The organism is Noviherbaspirillum sp. (genome assembly GCF_035654295.1).
GTDB lineage: Bacteria > Pseudomonadota > Gammaproteobacteria > Burkholderiales > Burkholderiaceae_D > Noviherbaspirillum.
In genome coordinates, this window is sequence record NZ_DASRXF010000027.1 from 1 (window position 1) to 17,306 (window position 17,306).

The following is a 17,306-nucleotide window of genomic DNA, read 5'->3' on the forward strand; positions in this document are numbered from 1 at the left end:
GCTGAATGCGGCAGTGGAAGCAGCGCGTGCCGGCGAACAGGGCCGCGGCTTCGCGGTGGTGGCGGCCGAAGTGCGCAACCTGGCGCAGCGTTCCGCAGGCGCCGCGAAAGAGATCAAGCAGTTGATCAGCGACTCGGTGGAGAAGGTCGATGCCGGCAGCAAGCTGGTGGATCAGGCGGGCAAGACGATGGATGAGATCGTGACCTCGGTCAAGCATGTGGCCGACATCATGAACGAGATCACCGCGGCCAGCCAGGAGCAGAGCTCGGGTATCGAAGAGGTCAACCGCGCCATCGCCCAGATGGACGAGATGACGCAGCAGAATGCCGCGCTGGTCGAAGAGGCCGCCGCGACGGCCGAAAGCATGCAGCAGCAGGCAGGCACGCTGGCTGAGGCTGTTTCCGTATTCAAGGTCGATGGTGCGACCCGGATGACGACGGCGCCGGCGGCGAAAGCACCGGCGATTGTAAAGGCGGAACCTGCGCCTGTGCGCCGGGCGGCGATTCCCCGTACCGCCGTCGCTCCCGCCGCGCCGAAACCGATCGGGCATGCGAAGGCAGGCGCGGCCGTCAACGACGGCGACGACTGGGAAGAATTCTGAGCGCAACAAGGAGCGCCGGCGGGAACCTCGCTATGTGTGGACATCAACTGATTTGAGGAGTGAAAAGCGTGCCGCCGCGGGCACGCTTTTTTTTATCGATCCGGCCGGAATGCACGCCTTTTCGCCGGATTGCGGCGGTACCGGACAATGCATAATCCGGCAATGGGGGCGAAACGCCCTGGATCGATAGCAAGTGGAAAGAAACCAGGTGTTAGCAACTTCGGCACGACAGAAGCAGGAAACGACGAAAGAGTTCGAGTTCACGCCTCGCGACTTCGAGCGCGTGCGCTCGCTGATCCACAGGCGGGCGGGCATCGCGCTGGCGGAGAGCAAGCAGGAGATGGTGTACAGCCGTCTTGCGCGGCGCCTGCGCGCGACCGGCATCCGTTCGTTCCAGGATTACCTGGACAACCTCGAGTCCCGTCCCGACAGCGAGGAGTGGGAAGCCTTCACCAACGCGCTCACCACCAACCTGACGTCCTTCTTCCGCGAGGCGCACCACTTCCCCATCCTTGCGGACCATGTGCGCCGCGCGAAGGAGCCGGTGAACATCTGGTGCGCCGCCAGCTCGACCGGCGAGGAACCGTATTCCATCGCCATGACCTTGTGCGAGGCGCTGGGAACACTCGCGCCCCAGGCACATGTCATCGCCACCGACATCGACACCAATGTGCTTGCCACCGCGTCGGCCGGCATCTATCCGATCGACCGGCTCGACAAGATGCCGCCCGAGCAGGCAAGGCGGTTTTTCCTGCGCGGGAAGGGCGAGCGCGCCGGGCTGGTGCGCGTGCGGCCGGAACTGCGGCAGATGGTGACATTCAAACAACTCAACCTCCTTGCCGACGACTGGCCGGTGCAAGGCCCGTTCGATGCGATCTTTTGTCGAAACGTCATGATCTATTTTGACAAGCCGACGCAGGGTAAAATCCTGACGCGATTTGCGCCATTGATGAAGCCTGACGCATTGCTGTTCGCCGGCCACTCCGAAAACTTCCTGTACGTATCCGATGCATTCAAGCTGCGGGGCAAGACCGTGTATGAGCTGGATCCCAACCGCAGTGGAAGCCATCGTGCGGCCCACGCAGGAATGAGAACAAAAGTATGAGCTATGCCTTGAAAGAGCAGTTTGCGACCAATGTCTACTACGACCGGACATTCGACTGCGATGCAGCGAAGATCCTGCCGGGCGAGTACTACTACACCTGCAAGGACATGCTCATCGTGACGGTGCTCGGCTCCTGCGTGTCGGCCTGCATCCGCGACCGCGTCACCGGCATCGGCGGCATGAACCACTTCATGCTGCCCGACGGCGGCAGCGACAGCGACAGCCCGGTCTCCGCCTCCATGCGCTACGGCACCTACGCGATGGAAGTGCTGATCAACGATCTGCTCAAGGCAGGCGCGCGCCGCGAAAACCTGGAAGCGAAGGTGTTCGGCGGCGGCAACGTGCTGCGCGGCTTCATCGCCATCAACGTCGGCGAGCGCAACGCGCAGTTCGTGCGCGACTACCTGCGCGCCGAGAATATCCGCGTGGTGGCCGAAGACCTCAACGACATCTATCCGCGCAAGGTTTACTTTTTCCCGCGCAGCGGTAAAGTGCTGGTCAAAAAGCTCAAGCAGCTGAACAACAACACACTGGTGAACCGCGAACAGGATTACGCAAGCCGTCTGCTCACCACCCCGGTGGCCGGCGACGTCGAACTGTTTGGCTGAAACACAGGAACCGAAAGCAAGTGTCATGAAGATTAAAGTGTTGATCGTGGATGACTCGGCGCTCATCCGCAGCGTGATGAACGAGATCATCAGCAAGCAGCCGGACATGGAAGTGGTGGGTGTCGCCCCCGATCCCATCGTGGCGCGCGACCTGATCAAGAGGACCAATCCGGACGTGCTCACGCTCGATGTCGAAATGCCGCGCATGGACGGCCTCGACTTCCTCGAGAAACTGATGCGCCTGCGCCCGATGCCGGTCGTGATGGTGTCGTCGCTGACCGAGCGCGGCTCGGAAATCACCCTGCGTGCGCTCGAACTCGGCGCCGTCGATTTCGTGACCAAGCCGAAGCTGTCGATCCAGACCGGGATGCTGGAATACGCCGAGCTCATCACCGACAAGATCCGCGCGGCGGCCAAGGCGCGCGTGCGAGCGCGCACCATCGCGCAGCAAGACCCGAACAAGCCGGCCCCCGAAGGGCTGCCGATGATCCGCAATCCGCTGACCAGTAGCGAAAAGCTGATCATCATCGGCGCCTCCACCGGCGGCACGGAAGCGATCAAGGAATTCCTGATGCAGATGCCGTCCGACTGCCCGGGCATTCTGATCACCCAGCACATGCCGGAAGGCTTCACGCGTTCGTTCGCGAAACGTCTCGACGGCCTGTGCAAGATCGCGGTCAAGGAAGCAGAGGGCGGGGAGCGCGTGCTGCCTGGCCACGCATTCATCGCGCCCGGACATTCGCACCTGCTGCTGGCCCGCAGCGGCGCCAACTATGTGACGCAGTTGGATCAGGGGCCGCCGGTGAACCGGCACCGTCCCTCCGTCGACGTGCTGTTCGAATCGGCCGCGCGCTGCGCTGGCAAGAACGCTGTCGGCGTCATCCTCACCGGGATGGGCAAGGACGGCGCGGCCGGCATGCTGACGATGAAGAATGCAGGCGCGTACAACTTTGCGCAGGATGAAGCTTCATGCGTGGTGTTCGGCATGCCGCGCGAGGCGATCGCAGTAGGCGCCGCTCACGAGGTGGGCGCACTGCAGGCGCTGCCCGGCATGGTGCTCGGCTATCTCGCGGCACACAGCAGCCGCGCACTGCGCGTCTGATGGTGTTGTCAGAAAATACATGACCCGCCTGTGCACTGTCGCATTTGTCTGCCACGAGGGAAGCAGCTAATGCTTTCGGTGCATAATAAAGAGCGGAAGGATTATACTTAGGGCGCGCGTTTCACGATGCGGCTGCTTACAACGGTTTAAGAATCAATGGAGTAATTCATGGCTGGTCCGAATACGAAATTCTTGGTGGTTGACGATTTCTCGACGATGCGTCGTATCGTCCGCAATCTGCTGAAAGAATTGGGCTACACGAATGTCGACGAGGCAGAAGACGGTGCCATGGCGCTCTCCAAACTTCGCAGCGAGCAGTTCGACTTCGTCATCTCCGACTGGAACATGCCGGTGATGGACGGCTTGACGATGCTCCAGAATATCCGCGCCGACGCACAGCTTTCCAAGCTGCCCGTGCTGATGGTGACGGCGGAAGCGAAGAAGGAAAACATCATCGCCGCGGCGCAGGCAGGCGCCAACGGCTACGTCGTGAAGCCCTTCACGGCGGCTACGCTCGACGAGAAGCTGACGAAGATCTTCGAGAAGCTGGACAAAGTCGGGGCCTGATAGTGAATCAGGCGCTGAACCAGGCGACGGCTGCGGCAGAACCCATCGCGCAGGAAGAGATGCTCGCCCGCGTCGGGCAAATGACCCGCATGTTGCACGACAACCTGCGCGGACTGGGCTTCGACAAGCTGATCGCCAAGGCGGCGCACGAGATTCCCGACGCGCGCGACCGGCTCGACTACGTCGCGAAGATGACCGAGCAGGCGGCGCAGCGCGTCCTGAACGCAACCGAACTCGCCAGCCCGATCCAGGACCGCATCGAAGCCGATGCCGGCAGCATCGCCAGTGACTGGCAGGCCGCGATGGCGGCTTCGTTCTCCGAGGCGCAGTACCGCGCGCTGGCCGAGCGCACCGTGGCCTTCCTCGGCGAGACCCGCGAAGGCGCGGTGCTCACCAAGCAGCAGCTCATGGACATCATGATGGCGCAGGACTTCCAGGACCTGACAGGGCAGGTGATCAGGAAGGTCACCGAGCTCGCGCATAACATCGAGCAGCAGCTGGTCCAGCTTTTGGTGGACTATTCGCCCGCGGAGGTGCGGCGCGAGGCCACCAATTCCCTCCTGAACGGACCGCAGATCAACCCCGCCGGTAATGCCGACGTGGTATCCAACCAGGGCCAGGTCGACGACCTGCTCGAAAGCCTCGGTTTCTGACAACTTACCCATACATGCAACAAGAACACTTCATTGTTCGGGAGCCCCTGCTCAACGCGGAGCAGAGGGTGCTCGGCTACGAGCTGTACTGGCAGCATGTAAATGCCGCCAAGCGCAATCCCTCGCCGGCCGAGATCGTCGCGCTGGCACAGTTCGTTTCCGACCAGCTCAACAACACCGAGTCCGGCGCGCTTCTCGGCGACCAGACCACCTTCATCGAGGCGACGCCGGAGCTGCTGGAGCACCCGGTATTCTCTTCCTTGCCGCCCAAGGGAACGGTGTTCGCATTACGCGGTGCGGACGTGGCAAACGAAGCGGCGATCGCGGCAATCCGCGCCATGCGCGGGAAGGGCTACGGCATATCGCTGCGGGATGCCAATCTCGCCAGCGTCGACCGCAACCTCCTTCCGCATCTTTCGCATTTCGAACTGCAGGTCGGTACCGCCGATTTCGTGCCCCAAGTCCAGCACTACCGCGGCCTCGCGATGCCGTCGCTGCGCCTGGTGGCAAGGAACGTCAACAGCTGGCAGGCCTACGATGTCTGCGCCCAGCTCGGCATGTACGCCTTCGTCGGCCACCTGCACCTGACGCCGCGCCCCGGGAATCACTCCAAGGAACTGAATCCGGCGCAGGCCATGATCCTGCAGCTGATGGACATGGTCCGCCGCAATGAAGACGTCAAGCAGCTCGAAGGTGTCCTCAAGCGCGACGCCGCCTTGTCCTACAAGCTGCTGCGTTACATCAACTCCGCCGGCTTCGGCCTCGGATGCGAGATCCAGTCGCTCAAGCATGCGGTCACGATGCTCGGCTATTCGCCGCTGTACCGCTGGCTCGCGCTGCTGCTCGCAACCGCCACCACCACCGGCTATTCCCCCGTCCTGATGCAGACCGCTGTCATCCGCGGGCGCTTCTCCGAACTCCTGGGCAGCACCTTCCTGCCCAGGAACGAAGCGGAAAACCTTTTCGTCGCGGGCATGTTCTCGCTGCTCGACAAGCTGCTCGGCGTACCGATGGAAGATGTGCTGGAAAAGATCCAGCTGTCGGAGTCGGTGACGCAGGCGCTGCTGTCGCGTGAAGGCATCTACGGGCCTTTCCTGGCCCTGGCCGAGGCCTGCGAGCTGAACGCGGCAAACGTTGACTCCATGGCCATGTCCCTGTGCATCAGCGCCAAGCAGGTCAACCAGTCGCAGATGGCGGCGCTGGCCTGGGCGCAGAGCCTGAAGATCTGAGCCGAGTGCCGTTCAAGGCTCCCCGCACTCCGGCAGCGCCGAATTGCGGGGAGTTTCCTCACTTATTCCCCGTATAGTGATTCTGCTATTTCGCGAATAATCCTTCTTATTCGTCCCCAGTGCGTCGTCCGGAGCGCGCAGCGGGGCAAATAAGGAGCCGGCGGTGGCCGAAGACAGCGAACTCGAAAAGACAGAACCAGCGTCGCCCAGAAGACTGGAGCAGGCGCGCGAGGAAGGCGACGTTCCCCGATCGCGGGAACTGGCCACCTGCACGGTTCTGCTCGCCGCCGGTCTCGGGCTCTGGTTCACCGGCGAGGCGCTCGTGCGCCGTCTCAATGCCATGCTGGCGGCCGGCCTCACGCTCGAGCGCGAGCAAGTCTACGATTTCAACCTCCTGCTCACGCGCATCATTCCCGGACTGGTCGATGTCCTCATCGGCCTTGCGCCGCTGGCCGGAATCCTCATGCTCGTGGCCGTCGCCTCGCCGATGCTGATCGGCGGCTGGCTGTTCAGCACCAAGGCGCTCACACCGAATTTCGGTCGCCTCAATCCCTTGAGCGGCATCGGCAACATGTTTTCCACGCGTTCGCTGGTGGAGCTGGTCAAGGCTATCGGCAAGACCCTGCTCATCGGCGCCATCGCCTGGACCGTGGTGTCCGGCCAGACAGAAGAAATGCTCGCGCTGAGCGCGGAACCGCTGCATACCGGCTGGAGCCACCTCGGCAAGATGCTCCTGGTGGGCTTCATCTCCATCGTGTGCGGCCTCGTGGTCATCGCCCTGATCGATGCGCCTTACCAGATGTGGCATTACGCGAACAAGCTCAAGATGACGCGCGAAGAGCTGCGCCAGGAAGCCAAGGAATCCGACGGCGACCCGATGGTCAAGGCGCGCATGCGCCAGATGCAGCGCGAGATGGCAAAGCGCCGCATGATGTCCGAAGTGCCGACCGCCGACGTCGTGGTGACCAACCCGACGCACTACGCGGTCGCGCTCAAGTACACCGAAGGCAAGATGCGCGCGCCGGTGGTGGTTGCCAAGGGCGCCGACGAAGTCGCCGCCAAGATCCGCGAGATCGCCATCGAGCACAAGGTCGCGATGCTCGAAGCGCCGCCGCTGGCGCGTGCGCTGTACCGTCACACCGAGCTGGGCGACGAGATTCCGGCCAAGCTCTATACCGCCGTCGCCGAAGTGCTGGCCTACGTTTTCCAGCTGCGCGTCTACAAGCAGCATGGCGGCGTGCAGCCCAAGGCTCCGGACGAACTCGATGTGCCTGTCGATATGGACCCGCTGAACGCCGCGGCAAGGCCGACTGACAACGGAGCGATGCAATGAATGGCATGACCCTGCCCGCATGGCTGACCGGACAAACGAGCAAGGCGCTCGCCGCACCTATCCTCATCATCATGATGCTGACAATGATGGTGCTGCCGCTGCCGGCATTCGTGCTCGACATCTTCTTCAGCTTCAACATCGCGCTGTCCGTCATCGTGCTGCTGACCAGCCTGTACACGGTCAAGCCGCTCGACTTCATGGTGTTCCCGACGGTGCTGCTGGTTTCCACCATGTTGCGCCTCTCGCTCAATGTGGCGTCCACGCGCGTGGTGCTGACCGAAGGCCATACCGGCCCGGATGCAGCGGGGAAGGTGATCGAAGCCTTCGGCCACTTCCTGATCGGCGGCAATTACACGGTCGGTATCGTCGTGTTCATCATCCTGACCATCATCAACTTCGTGGTCGTGACCAAGGGCGCGGGGCGTATCGCGGAAGTGGGCGCGCGATTCGCCCTCGACGCGATGCCCGGCAAGCAGATGGCGATCGACGCCGACCTCAACGCCGGCATGATCGGCGAGCAGGAAGCCCGCCGCCGCCGCACCGAAGTGGCGCAGGAAGCCGAGTTTTACGGCGCAATGGACGGTGCCTCCAAGTACGTGCGCGGCGATGCGGTCGCCGGCATCCTCGTCACGCTCATCAACATCTTTGGCGGCCTCATCGTGGGCATGGTGCAGCACGATCTCGCCTTCGATGCCGCGATGAAGAACTACACCATGCTGGCGATCGGCGACGGCCTGGTCGCGCAGATCCCGTCGCTGATCATCTCCACCGCGGCCGGCGTGGTGGTGTCGCGCGTGGCCAGCGAGCAGGATATCGGCGGCCAGCTGATCAGCCAGTTGTTCGCGAAACCGGAAGTGCTCTCCATCACCGGCGGCATCATCGGCGGCATGGGCCTGATCCCGGGCATGCCGCACCTCGCATTCCTGCTGCTGGGCGGCGCGCTGATCGGCGGCGCGCATGTGATGAAGAAGCGTGCGGCGAAGCAGGCCGAGGCCCCGGCGCCGGAAGCGATCGAAGCGCCCGCCACGGCGGCGCCGGAATCCGAAGAGGCGACATGGCAAGACATCATGCCGGTGGATACGCTCGGCCTGGAAGTCGGCTATCGTCTCATCTCGCTGGTGGACAAGGGACAGAACGGCGAGCTCCTGCGCCGCATCAAGGGCATCCGCAAGAAGTTCGCGCAGGAAGTCGGTTTCCTGTCGCCGCCGGTCCACATCCGCGACAACCTCGAACTCAAGCCGACCGCCTACCGCATCACGCTCAAGGGCGTGGAAGTCGGCAGCGGCGAGGCTTACGTCGGCCAGTTCCTGGCGATCAATCCGGGCATGGTGCACGGCGCGCTGCCGGGCGCGGCAACCACCGACCCCGCATTCGGCCTGCCCGCCACCTGGATCGATTCCGCCATGCGCGACCAGGCGCAGGCCATGGGCTACACCGTGGTGGACGCCGGCACCGTGATCGCCACCCACCTGAACCACCTGATCACCACGCACGCTGCCGAACTGCTCGGCCGCCAGGAAACGCAGCAGCTGCTCGACCACCTCGGCAAGGAAGCACCCAAGCTGGTCGAAGACCTGGTGCCGAAGATCATCACGCTGTCCACTTTGCAGAAGGTGCTGCAGAACCTGCTCACCGAAGGCGTCCACATCCGCGACATGCGCACCATCATCGAGGTGCTGTCCGAATTCGGCCCGAGCATTCAGGACCCGAACGAGCTCACGGCACAGGTGCGCATCGCGCTCGGCCGTGCGATCGTCCAGCAGATTTTCCCCGCATCCAGCGAGCTGTCGGTCATTACCCTCGACAACCGCCTGGAGCGCATCCTGATGCAGGCGCTGCAATCGAGCGGCCCGGACGGCGCGGGCATCGAGCCGGGCCTCGCCGACACGATTGCGCAGCAGACCGAAAGGGCGGCGCGCCAGCAGGAGCAGATGGGATTGCCGCCGGTATTGCTGGTGCCGGGACCGCTGCGCGCCTTGCTCGCGCGTTTCCTGCGCCGCACGCTGCCGCAGCTCAAGGTCCTGTCGCACGCAGAACTTCCTGATTCCAAGACGATTCGAGTTACAAGCCTAGTTGGAGGCCAAGCATGAACGTAAGAAAATTCTCCGCAAAAACGTCGCGCGACGCGTGGCGTCTGGTGCGTGAAGCACTCGGACCCGATGCGGTGATTCTCTCCAACCGAACCATCAACGGCACGGTCGAGATCCTCGCCCTCGCGCCCGAAGACATGTCGGCGCTGGCCGAGCCTGTCATCGAGAAGCCGGTCGCACCCAAGCCGCCTCTCTCCGATTCGACGCTGGCCGCATTCGGCGTCAAGCGCCAGCCCGAAGCCACACCGCAAGCAGCGCCGTCCGCATTCGGCGCCGGCCGCCCGATCGACAGCGACCAGGCCTCCAACCTCGCTGACGCACTGGCTGCCAGCCGCACCGCGCCGCAGGCGAGCCCCGCTGGCATGGGCGACATTGCCGAAGTGATGTCCGAGCTGCGCGCCATGCGCGGCATGCTGGAATCGCAGCTCGCCGAGATCGCCTGGAGCAGCCAGCAGAAGCGCGAGCCGATGAAAGCCAACGTGATGCGTGAGCTGCTGTCGGCAGGCTTCAGCGCCAGCCTGGCAAGGTATGTCACGCAGAAGCTGCCCGCCGGCGAAAAGACCGACAATGGCCTGGCATGGGTCAAGTCGGTCCTCGCGCGCAATCTCAATGTCGTGGGCAATGAAAACGAAATCCTGGAAAAGGGCGGCGTGTACGCGCTGGTCGGCCCGACGGGCGTTGGCAAGACGACCACCACCGCGAAGCTCGCCGCGCGCTGCGTCATGCGCCACGGCGCCGGCAAGCTGGCCCTGATCACGACGGACGGCTATCGTATCGGCGGCTACGAACAGCTGCGCATCTACGGCAAGATCCTCGGCGTGATGGTGCACTCGGTGAAAGACGAGACCGACCTGCGCATCGCGCTGGAAGAGCTGAAGAACAAGCACACCGTGCTCATCGACACCGTCGGCATGGGGCAGCGCGACAAGATGGTCGCCGAGCAGATCGCCATGCTGTCCGGCACCGACGCCAAGGTCAAGCGCCTGCTCTGCATGTCAGCGACCTCCACCGGCGAAACGCTCAACGAAGTGGTGCGCTCCTACCAGGGCGGCGGCCTCGCCGGATGCATCATCACCAAGCTGGACGAAGCGGCCACCGTCGGCAACGTGCTCGACGTGCTGATCCGCCAGAAACTCAGCCTGTACTACATCGCCAACGGCCAGCGCGTGCCGGAAGACCTGCATGTGCCCAACCAGCACTACCTGGTCGACCGCGCCTTCAAGCTCAAGCGCGAAACGGGCCCGTTCCAGTTCCAGGACGACGAACTCCCGCTGATCATCGGCAGTGCGGCAGCAGCAATGAACGACAAAGGTTTGCGTGAGGTGACACTTGGCTAGTTTCGATTTCGATCAGGCAGAAGGCTTGCGGCGCATGCTCGCCGCCGGCCCCAAGCCGCGCGTCTTTACTTTCCTTTCCGCTGCATCGGCGGAAGAGAAGGGCGCCATGCTCGTCAACCTCGGCGCCTCGCTGGCGCAAGCCGGCCGCGATGTGCTGCTGGTCGATGCCAGCCTCGCCTCCGAAGGCATCGCCTCCCGTCTCGACGCCCTGCGCGGCGCCACGCTGACGCAGGTGGCGCGCATGGAGCGCCGGCTTGAAGATGTCATCCAGCAGATGCCGCAAGGCTTCGGCGTGGCGGCGCTCAAGCGCGGGCCGCAGCGCAGCGCCGTCAAGGATGCGGAACTCGCCGGCCGCATGGACGGCGCGTTCGACCAGCTCGCCACGCGCGCCGACATCGTCGTCGTCGATGCCGAGCTGGACAAGGAAGATTCCCTCGCCATCCCGGCGCTCAACGATACCGAGATCGTGGTCCAGGTCGCCAACAGCCCGGAATCGATCAAGGATGCATACGCACTGATCAAGCGCCTCAACAACAAGCTCGGCCGCCGTCCGTTCAGCATCCTCGTAACCGGTGCCAGCGAAAAGGAAGCCCAGGTCGTCTTCGAAAACATGGCCAAGGCCGCGAACCGTTATCTGGCTGTCAAGTTGAACTCGATGGGCTCGGTGCCCGCCGACGAGCATCTGAAGCGCGCCATGCATCTCGGCCGCGCAGTGGTCGATGCATTTCCGCTGGCCGGTGCATCGGTCGCATTCCGTCGACTCGCAGGGAAGGTCGTATTGTCGGATATGGCCGCAGCGGGATAACATGGCGGTCTATGTACACCGTTAGCGGAAAATCGGACAAGAACCAGTTGCTGGAGGAGCACGCGCCTCTAGTGAAGAAGCTGGCCCACCAGATGAAAGCGAAGCTGCCGCCCAGCGTGGAGGTGGACGACCTCATCCAGGCCGGCATGATCGGGCTATTGGACGCCGTCAACCGCTATGAGGAAAACCACGGCGCGCAGTTCGAGACCTATGCGGTGCAGCGCATCCGCGGCGCCATGCTCGACGAATTGCGCAACAGCGACTGGCTGCCGCGCGGCATCCGCCAGAACATGCGCAAGATCGAAGTTGCGATGAACAAATTGCAACAGAAGCTCGGCCGCACCCCGCTGGAGACGGAAATCGCGAAGGAGCTGAAGGTGCCGCTGGAAGAGTATCAGGAGATGCTCAACGAAGGCAGCGGCCACCAGCTCGTCTACTACGAGGATTTCCACGACAAGGACGAGAGCGACCACTTCCTCGACCGCTACTGCATCGACGAACAGAGCGATCCGCTGCAGGCGCTGATGAACACGGGCTTCCGGGCCGCAGTCATCCGCGCGATTGAAGCACTGCCCGAACGGGAAAAGATCCTGATGGGCCTCTACTATGAGCAGGAGATGAACCTGAAGGAAATCGGCGCTGTGATGGGCGTGTCCGAGTCGCGCGTCTGCCAGCTGCACAGCCAGGCGATTGCGCGCATGCGTGCGAGGTTGAGGGAGCAGGCGTGGACTGGGCTAGCCTAGCCGGTCTCGCGATCGGTCTCATCGGCATCCTTTCCGGCCAGGCGCTGGAAGGGGGGCAGATCGATTCGCTGATCCAGCCCGCCGCGTTCGTGATCGTCGTGATCGGTACGATGGGCGCCGTGCTGCTGCAGAGCGGGATGGCCACCTTCCTGCGCGGCGCGAAGATGCTGCGCTGGATCTTCATTGCGCCGCCCGACAAGACGCGCGGCATCGAAAAGGAGATCACGCTCTGGAGCGCCACCGCGCGCCGCGAAGGCTTGCTGAGCCTGGAGCGCTACGTGCAGTCCGTGCAGGATGCCTTTACCGTCAAAGGGCTGCGCCTGATCGTCGACGGCATCGATCCGTACAAGATCCGCGAAATCCTCGACGTCGACATCTCGACTTATGAGCGCCGCGAGCGCCAGGCCGTCAAGATCTGGGAAGCGGCCGGCGGCTACGCGCCGACCATCGGCATCCTCGGCGCGGTGCTTGGTCTTATCCAGGTGATGGAAAATCTCACCGATCCGAGCCGGCTGGGCGGTGGCATCGCCGTGGCCTTCGTCGCCACGGTCTATGGCGTCGGCCTTGCCAACCTCGTGTTCCTGCCCATCTCCAACAAGCTCAAGACTATCGTGGCCGACGAAGTGCGCCGCCGCGAAATGCTGACCGACGTGTTCTGCAGCGTCGCCAACGGCGACAACGCACGCGTCATCGAAGAACGCATTCTCGCGTACCGCTAGCAGCGACCATGGCGCGAAAACGCTACGACGACGACAACGACAATCACGACCGGTGGATGGTCTCCTACGCCGACTTCATCACGCTGCTGTTCGCCTTCTTCGTGGTGATGTATGCGCTTTCCTCGGTCAACGAGGGCAAGTATCGCGTGTTATCCAACTCCCTCCTGAGCGCCTTCGGCCGCGTGCCCGTCGCACAGGCGAAGGGCGAGGCGGCGACTTCCGGGCTGCCGCTCCCGCTGCCGCCGCGCAACCGCAACAACGAGGCCTTGCGCCGCGAGCGTGAGCACCTCACCGGTGTGGCGCGCAATATCCAGGACGTGATGGCGCCGTTGGTCCAGCAGGGCAAGGTGCGCGTGACGCAGAGCGCGCGCGGCGTCAATGTCGAGATCAATGCCAGCGTGCTGTTTGCGCCCGGCGATGCGCGCCTGTCCGGCGAAAGCATCGAGGCCCTGCGCGCGGTGGCCGAGGTGCTGCGCAACGACGATCACGCGATCCAGGTGGAAGGGCATACGGATAGCGTGCCGATTCGCAACGCGCAATTCCCGTCCAATTGGGAATTGTCGGCAGTGCGCGCTTCGAGTGTGGTCAGGCTGCTCATCGACAGCGGGATAGCGGAGCAACGACTGACGGCCGTCGGACACGGACCGACAAGACCGGTGGGGTCGAACGACAGTGCCGAAGGGCGGCTGCGCAACCGGCGCGTATCTGTCATGATCCTGTCGAAGCTGCCGGAGAATGCGACGGAAGTGCCGGTGGCGGCGCAGCGGTAAAGCTTGATCGCGTGGCCGCGTGAAGGCGCGATGAAAGACACTGGATCCCGGCCCGCGCCGGGATAACGGTGAGAGATTGAGGTGTGATTAACGTCGGCCACCCGCATTCGGGACGCACGCTGTAGCCAAAGGATAAAGGACTGTAGGGTGGGTAGAGCGCAGCGAAACCCACCATGCGCCTGGCAGAGCGCATTTCGGTGCGTTTCGCTGCGCTCTACCCACCCCGCGGACCTCGATCGATTCATGAATGACTAACAACAACTTATATTCCCTATGAAGAACCTCCGAATCGGCACGAAGCTCGGCTTGGGCTTCGGCACTATCCTGCTGTTTCTCGCCGCAATCACGGCGGTGGGAATGGCAAGCATGGCATCCATGCATGGCACGACCGAACGTATCGTCAAGCAGGAGTGGATCAAGGTAAAGCTTTCGACGCAGGCGCTCGACAACACGCGCGGCAGCATCGCCCGCGTCTTCCAGCTGGTGATGAGCACGGATGCCGGCGACTCCGCGAAGGCGCGCGACCGTCTCACCGCCAACATGACTGCCGTGGAAGATGCCTTGCGCAAGCTCGACGGTTCGCTCACCGCCGGCAAGGGACGCGAGCTGCAAGACAAGGCCAAGGCTTCCCTGGCCAAGTACACCGATGCGTACAAGAAGGTGCTCGCCTTGATCGGCGAAAACAGGCGCGAGGAAGCCGCGACACAGGCATTCGGCCCAACCTATGCCGCCTTGCACGAACTCGCGGCGATACTGCGTGATCAGCTCGAATGGCAGCAAAAACAGGTTGATCTTGCCGGCGCGCAGAGCGAGGAAACGTATCTAAGCGCGCGCATGTGGATGCTGCTGCTGGGCGGACTGGCGATTGTCCTCGGGGCGAGCGGTGCATGGATGGTCACGCTGGGCATCCGGCGGCCCGTGCAGTATGCGGTGCGCGTCGCCAAGACTGTGGCCAGCGGCGACCTGACGAGTGTGATCAAGGTCGAGTCGAAGGATGAAACCGGTGAGCTGTTGCAGGCGCTGAAGAACATGAACGAGGCGCTGGTGCGCATCGTGGATGAGGTTCGCAAGGGCACGGATACCATCGCGACCGCATCGACCCAGATCTCCTCGGGTAACCTGGACCTGTCTTCGCGCACGGAGCAGCAGGCCAGTTCGCTGGAGGAGACGGCATCCTCGATGGAGGAGCTGACCTCTACCGTCAAACATAACGCTGACAACGCACGCCATGCCAACCAGCTTGCTTCCTCCGCCTCGGCAGTGGCGATCAGGGGAGGCAACGTCGTGTCCGAAGTGGTCCAGACGATGAGCTCGATCAATGAGTCATCCCGCAAGATCGTGGACATCATCGGGGTGATCGATGGCATTGCGTTTCAGACCAACATCCTGGCCTTGAACGCCGCCGTGGAAGCCGCACGCGCCGGTGAACAAGGGCGGGGCTTTGCCGTCGTTGCCACCGAGGTGCGCAACCTGGCGCAACGCTCTGCGAACGCCGCCAGGGAAATCAAGGCGCTGATCGGCGACTCCGTGGAAAAAGTGGAGATTGGAACCAGATTGGTCGACCAGGCCGGCAGCACGATGAATGAGGTGGTCGACAGCGTGAAGCAGGTCTCGGACATCATCAGCGAAATTGCCGCCGCCAGCGACGAACAACGCGCCGGCATCGAACAGGTGAACCAGGCCATCAGTCAGATGGACCAAGTGACGCAGCAAAACGCTGCGTTGGTCGAGGAGGCGGCGGCAGCGGCCGAGTCGCTGCAGGAGCAAGCCGGCGGGCTGGCGCAGGTAGTCTCCGTCTTCAAGCTGGACGCGAATCGGAACTTGCCCGCACTCCGCTGAGTGCGGTTCGGGAGATGTCCCGATGCGATCTTCCGATGCAAAAAGCCCGCTCATCGTGCGGGCGAAGACCAACTTCTGATTCTGCCTCAGGCTGCCCCATAACACTGCTGGCCGAAGCATTGCGTCGCATACGGCGGTGTGCGAGTTCGATGTGGTACGGAGCGCCAAACGCCGGCGCATTGGAGAATCCCTGTCCCCCGGCGTTCGCCGGGATGACGGGGAGAGGGGGGCGCGATTGAAAGCAGGCGCCCGCATTCGTATGTAGCCGGACTGCCTTGTTTGTCCGCGTGCGGGTTGAAGTGGCACCACCTCCCACTTCCCTGACCCCGTCATCCCGGCGAAGGCCGGGATCCAGCGGCGTCGATGGCGCGAAAAAGGGAAGCCTTCCACCGGTGTCACCACCGGTGAATACAACAGTCAGGGAGGCCAGTGATGTTCAGCCGACGACCAGCTTGCGCTTGTTCGCGGTGTTGGCCGACTGGCCGTTGGGGCCGTACATGGCGCCGCCCTGGGGCGCGCCGTTGAGGATGTTGAGTGCCGCCTGGTTGCGGCCCATGTGCTGGCCGATCAGCAGGCCGTTGACGCGGTTGAGTTCCTTGGCTTCGCGGGCGATGTCCAGGAGCTCGGTCCAGGACTTGCCGGCCGCGGATTGCGCGGCGCCGGCGTCAACCCATTTCTGCATGCCGGCTTCGCTGCCGTCGAAACCGGCGGAGGCGAGGGCGCGATGGCGGTTTTGCGCCAGTTCGGTCATGCGGACGACGAATTTCGTCTTTTCTTCGGCAAGCCTGGCCAGCTCGTCCATGTTGGCGTTGATGAGGACGTCCTGTTCCTGCTTGAGCAGGTCGCGCAGGGCAGCGGCCGCGCGGACCTCTTCGCCGAGGCTTTGTGCCAGGGTATTGCCGATCGATTGCATGTGTCTTGCCTTGCTTAATGTCTTGCTTCAGGCCTTGCGCGAGCGGATCAGGTCGCTCACCGTGTCGAGCAGTCCGTTGGCCACCTTCTCGGCGTCCACCTGGAACCGGCCCTCGGCGATCGCGGCCTTGATTTCTTCCACCTTTTTCGCGTCGAAGACGCTGGCGCCGCCCAGTTGCGTGAGCGATTCCATCTTCGTCGACAGGTGCACGGTGCCGGACTCGGCCGGTGCCTGGCTGACGGCACCTGCCTTGTCGGCGCTCTTGCCCGACCGGGTTTGCGTTGTGTTTACGCCCAACCCCGCGGTCTTTTTCAGGGAGTCATCGATTTTCACGGCAATTTCCTTGTCTGGTTGGTCTTCTACTGCTTGTCATCATTCTTATCGACCCGATTTGCGGAAACTTTAGCATTGAATCGCAGATTCCGAAAAAAACTTGCGGTCAGTACGTCACTTCCACCACTCCCCCGGCCCGCGCCACGCCGCTGACCACTTGCCCTGACGGGGTGCGCGCCTGCGCAACCTGGCCTTCGGCGGCGTTGTTCAGCGCTTTTGCTTCGGCGGAGACCTGGAATCCGGGGCCGTTCGATACCACGCGCACGGTCTGTCCCTGCTGGATTGCCTGCTGGGCGCGCAGGGCGTCGCCGCGCAGCGGGATGCCGGCGCCCAGGGAGGTTGCGACGGTGCGGCCGACTGCTTGCGATGGATCGGTAATGATTCCACTGGGTAAGGTCGTGAGATCGCCCTTGAGCTTGCTGAGGTCGTTCGGGCCGACCATCTGGCCTTGCGCGAGCGGCGCCGCGGTGACGACGTATTCCCCGATCACCTGCACCTTCGCGCCGACGTAGATCGTCCACGGGGCGGGGGCGGCGCAGCGGACGCCGACGGTTGTCTT

Annotated in this window: 18 protein-coding genes; 15 read left to right on the forward strand and 3 right to left on the reverse strand. The window is 63.3% G+C overall.

Annotated elements, in window-relative coordinates; all coding sequences use genetic code 11:
- The 15 genes from VFF99_RS03130 to VFF99_RS03200 all read left to right on the forward strand — a co-directional run.
- On the forward strand, positions 1–601 hold a 601-nt coding region (locus VFF99_RS03130), incomplete at its 5' end, for a methyl-accepting chemotaxis protein (RefSeq protein ID WP_325014911.1).
- Between the two features lie 208 nt (positions 602–809).
- Positions 810–1,706, forward strand: a complete 897-nt coding sequence (locus tag VFF99_RS03135; protein WP_325014913.1) for a CheR family methyltransferase — start codon at positions 810–812, stop codon at positions 1,704–1,706.
- Positions 1,703–2,314, forward strand: a complete 612-nt coding sequence (gene cheD, locus VFF99_RS03140; RefSeq protein WP_325014915.1) for a chemoreceptor glutamine deamidase CheD — start codon at positions 1,703–1,705, stop codon at positions 2,312–2,314. Before VFF99_RS03135 ends, cheD begins: the two co-directional genes overlap by 4 nt.
- A 25-nt stretch (positions 2,315–2,339) precedes the next feature.
- Positions 2,340–3,416, forward strand: a complete 1,077-nt coding sequence (locus VFF99_RS03145) for a chemotaxis response regulator protein-glutamate methylesterase (RefSeq protein ID WP_325014917.1) — start codon at positions 2,340–2,342, stop codon at positions 3,414–3,416.
- Positions 3,417–3,584: 168 nt separating this feature from the next.
- A complete protein-coding gene (gene cheY / locus VFF99_RS03150; RefSeq protein ID WP_325014919.1) occupies positions 3,585–3,983 on the forward strand; it encodes a chemotaxis response regulator CheY in 399 nt (132 codons plus the stop codon).
- A 2-nt stretch (positions 3,984–3,985) separates the two neighbouring features.
- Complete coding sequence (gene cheZ, locus VFF99_RS03155; protein ID WP_325014921.1) at positions 3,986–4,636, forward strand: protein phosphatase CheZ; 651 nt, start codon at positions 3,986–3,988, stop codon at positions 4,634–4,636.
- 14 nt (positions 4,637–4,650) lie between these two features.
- Positions 4,651–5,865: an EAL and HDOD domain-containing protein gene (locus tag VFF99_RS03160; RefSeq protein ID WP_325014923.1), complete on the forward strand. Its 1,215-nt coding sequence runs from the start codon at positions 4,651–4,653 to the stop codon at positions 5,863–5,865.
- A 163-nt stretch (positions 5,866–6,028) separates the two neighbouring features.
- Positions 6,029–7,198, forward strand: a complete 1,170-nt coding sequence (gene flhB / locus VFF99_RS03165; protein WP_325014925.1) for a flagellar biosynthesis protein FlhB — start codon at positions 6,029–6,031, stop codon at positions 7,196–7,198.
- On the forward strand, positions 7,195–9,288 hold the full coding sequence (flhA, locus tag VFF99_RS03170; protein ID WP_325014927.1) for a flagellar biosynthesis protein FlhA: 2,094 nt from the start codon (positions 7,195–7,197) through the stop codon (positions 9,286–9,288). The genes flhB and flhA overlap by 4 nt, the downstream gene beginning before the upstream one ends.
- Positions 9,285–10,625: a flagellar biosynthesis protein FlhF gene (gene flhF / locus VFF99_RS03175; RefSeq protein WP_325014929.1), complete on the forward strand. Its 1,341-nt coding sequence runs from the start codon at positions 9,285–9,287 to the stop codon at positions 10,623–10,625. Before flhA ends, flhF begins: the two co-directional genes overlap by 4 nt.
- Positions 10,618–11,430 (forward strand): antiactivator of flagellar biosynthesis FleN protein, encoded by an 813-nt coding sequence (locus VFF99_RS03180; RefSeq protein WP_325014931.1) that lies wholly within the window; start codon positions 10,618–10,620, stop codon positions 11,428–11,430. Before flhF ends, VFF99_RS03180 begins: the two co-directional genes overlap by 8 nt.
- Before the next feature lie 11 nt (positions 11,431–11,441).
- Positions 11,442–12,173 (forward strand): RNA polymerase sigma factor FliA, encoded by a 732-nt coding sequence (locus VFF99_RS03185; RefSeq protein WP_325014933.1) that lies wholly within the window; start codon positions 11,442–11,444, stop codon positions 12,171–12,173.
- Entirely contained in the window at positions 12,155–12,892 is a 738-nt protein-coding gene (locus tag VFF99_RS03190) for a flagellar motor protein (protein ID WP_325014935.1), read from the forward strand. The genes VFF99_RS03185 and VFF99_RS03190 overlap by 19 nt, the downstream gene beginning before the upstream one ends.
- A gap of 8 nt (positions 12,893–12,900) precedes the next feature.
- A complete protein-coding gene (gene motD, locus VFF99_RS03195; protein WP_325014937.1) occupies positions 12,901–13,662 on the forward strand; it encodes a flagellar motor protein MotD in 762 nt (253 codons plus the stop codon).
- Between the two features lie 273 nt (positions 13,663–13,935).
- Complete coding sequence (locus tag VFF99_RS03200) at positions 13,936–15,501, forward strand: methyl-accepting chemotaxis protein (RefSeq protein WP_325014939.1); 1,566 nt, start codon at positions 13,936–13,938, stop codon at positions 15,499–15,501.
- Positions 15,502–15,937: 436 nt separating this feature from the next.
- Here the strand turns inward: VFF99_RS03200 and VFF99_RS03205 are convergent, their stop codons facing one another.
- The 3 genes from VFF99_RS03205 to flgA all read right to left on the reverse strand — a co-directional run.
- Positions 15,938–16,414: a flagellar protein FlgN gene (locus tag VFF99_RS03205; protein ID WP_325014941.1), complete on the reverse strand. Its 477-nt coding sequence runs from the start codon at positions 16,412–16,414 to the stop codon at positions 15,938–15,940.
- Between the two features lie 27 nt (positions 16,415–16,441).
- On the reverse strand, positions 16,442–16,747 hold the full coding sequence (flgM, locus tag VFF99_RS03210) for a flagellar biosynthesis anti-sigma factor FlgM (RefSeq protein WP_325014943.1): 306 nt from the start codon (positions 16,745–16,747) through the stop codon (positions 16,442–16,444).
- Positions 16,748–16,853: 106 nt separating this feature from the next.
- Positions 16,854–17,306: flagellar basal body P-ring formation chaperone FlgA (gene flgA / locus VFF99_RS03215; RefSeq protein ID WP_325014945.1), on the reverse strand; the 453-nt coding region annotated here is incomplete at its 5' end.

Excerpts from the sequence above, each read along its gene's own strand:
- cheD (WP_325014915.1), top strand. The coding sequence starts at position 1,703 with ATGAGCTATGCCTTGAAAGAGCAGTTTGCGACCAATGTCTACTACGAC.
- VFF99_RS03145 (WP_325014917.1), top strand. The coding sequence starts at position 2,340 with ATGAAGATTAAAGTGTTGATCGTGGATGACTCGGCGCTCATCCGCAGC.
- cheY (WP_325014919.1), top strand. The coding sequence starts at position 3,585 with ATGGCTGGTCCGAATACGAAATTCTTGGTGGTTGACGATTTCTCGACG.
- VFF99_RS03160 (WP_325014923.1), top strand. The coding sequence starts at position 4,651 with ATGCAACAAGAACACTTCATTGTTCGGGAGCCCCTGCTCAACGCGGAG.
- flhA (WP_325014927.1), top strand. The coding sequence starts at position 7,195 with ATGAATGGCATGACCCTGCCCGCATGGCTGACCGGACAAACGAGCAAG.
- flhF (WP_325014929.1), top strand. The coding sequence starts at position 9,285 with ATGAACGTAAGAAAATTCTCCGCAAAAACGTCGCGCGACGCGTGGCGT.
- VFF99_RS03185 (WP_325014933.1), top strand. The coding sequence starts at position 11,442 with ATGTACACCGTTAGCGGAAAATCGGACAAGAACCAGTTGCTGGAGGAG.
- motD (WP_325014937.1), top strand. The coding sequence starts at position 12,901 with ATGGCGCGAAAACGCTACGACGACGACAACGACAATCACGACCGGTGG.
- VFF99_RS03200 (WP_325014939.1), top strand. The coding sequence starts at position 13,936 with ATGAAGAACCTCCGAATCGGCACGAAGCTCGGCTTGGGCTTCGGCACT.
- VFF99_RS03205 (WP_325014941.1), bottom strand. The coding sequence starts at position 16,414 with ATGCAATCGATCGGCAATACCCTGGCACAAAGCCTCGGCGAAGAGGTC.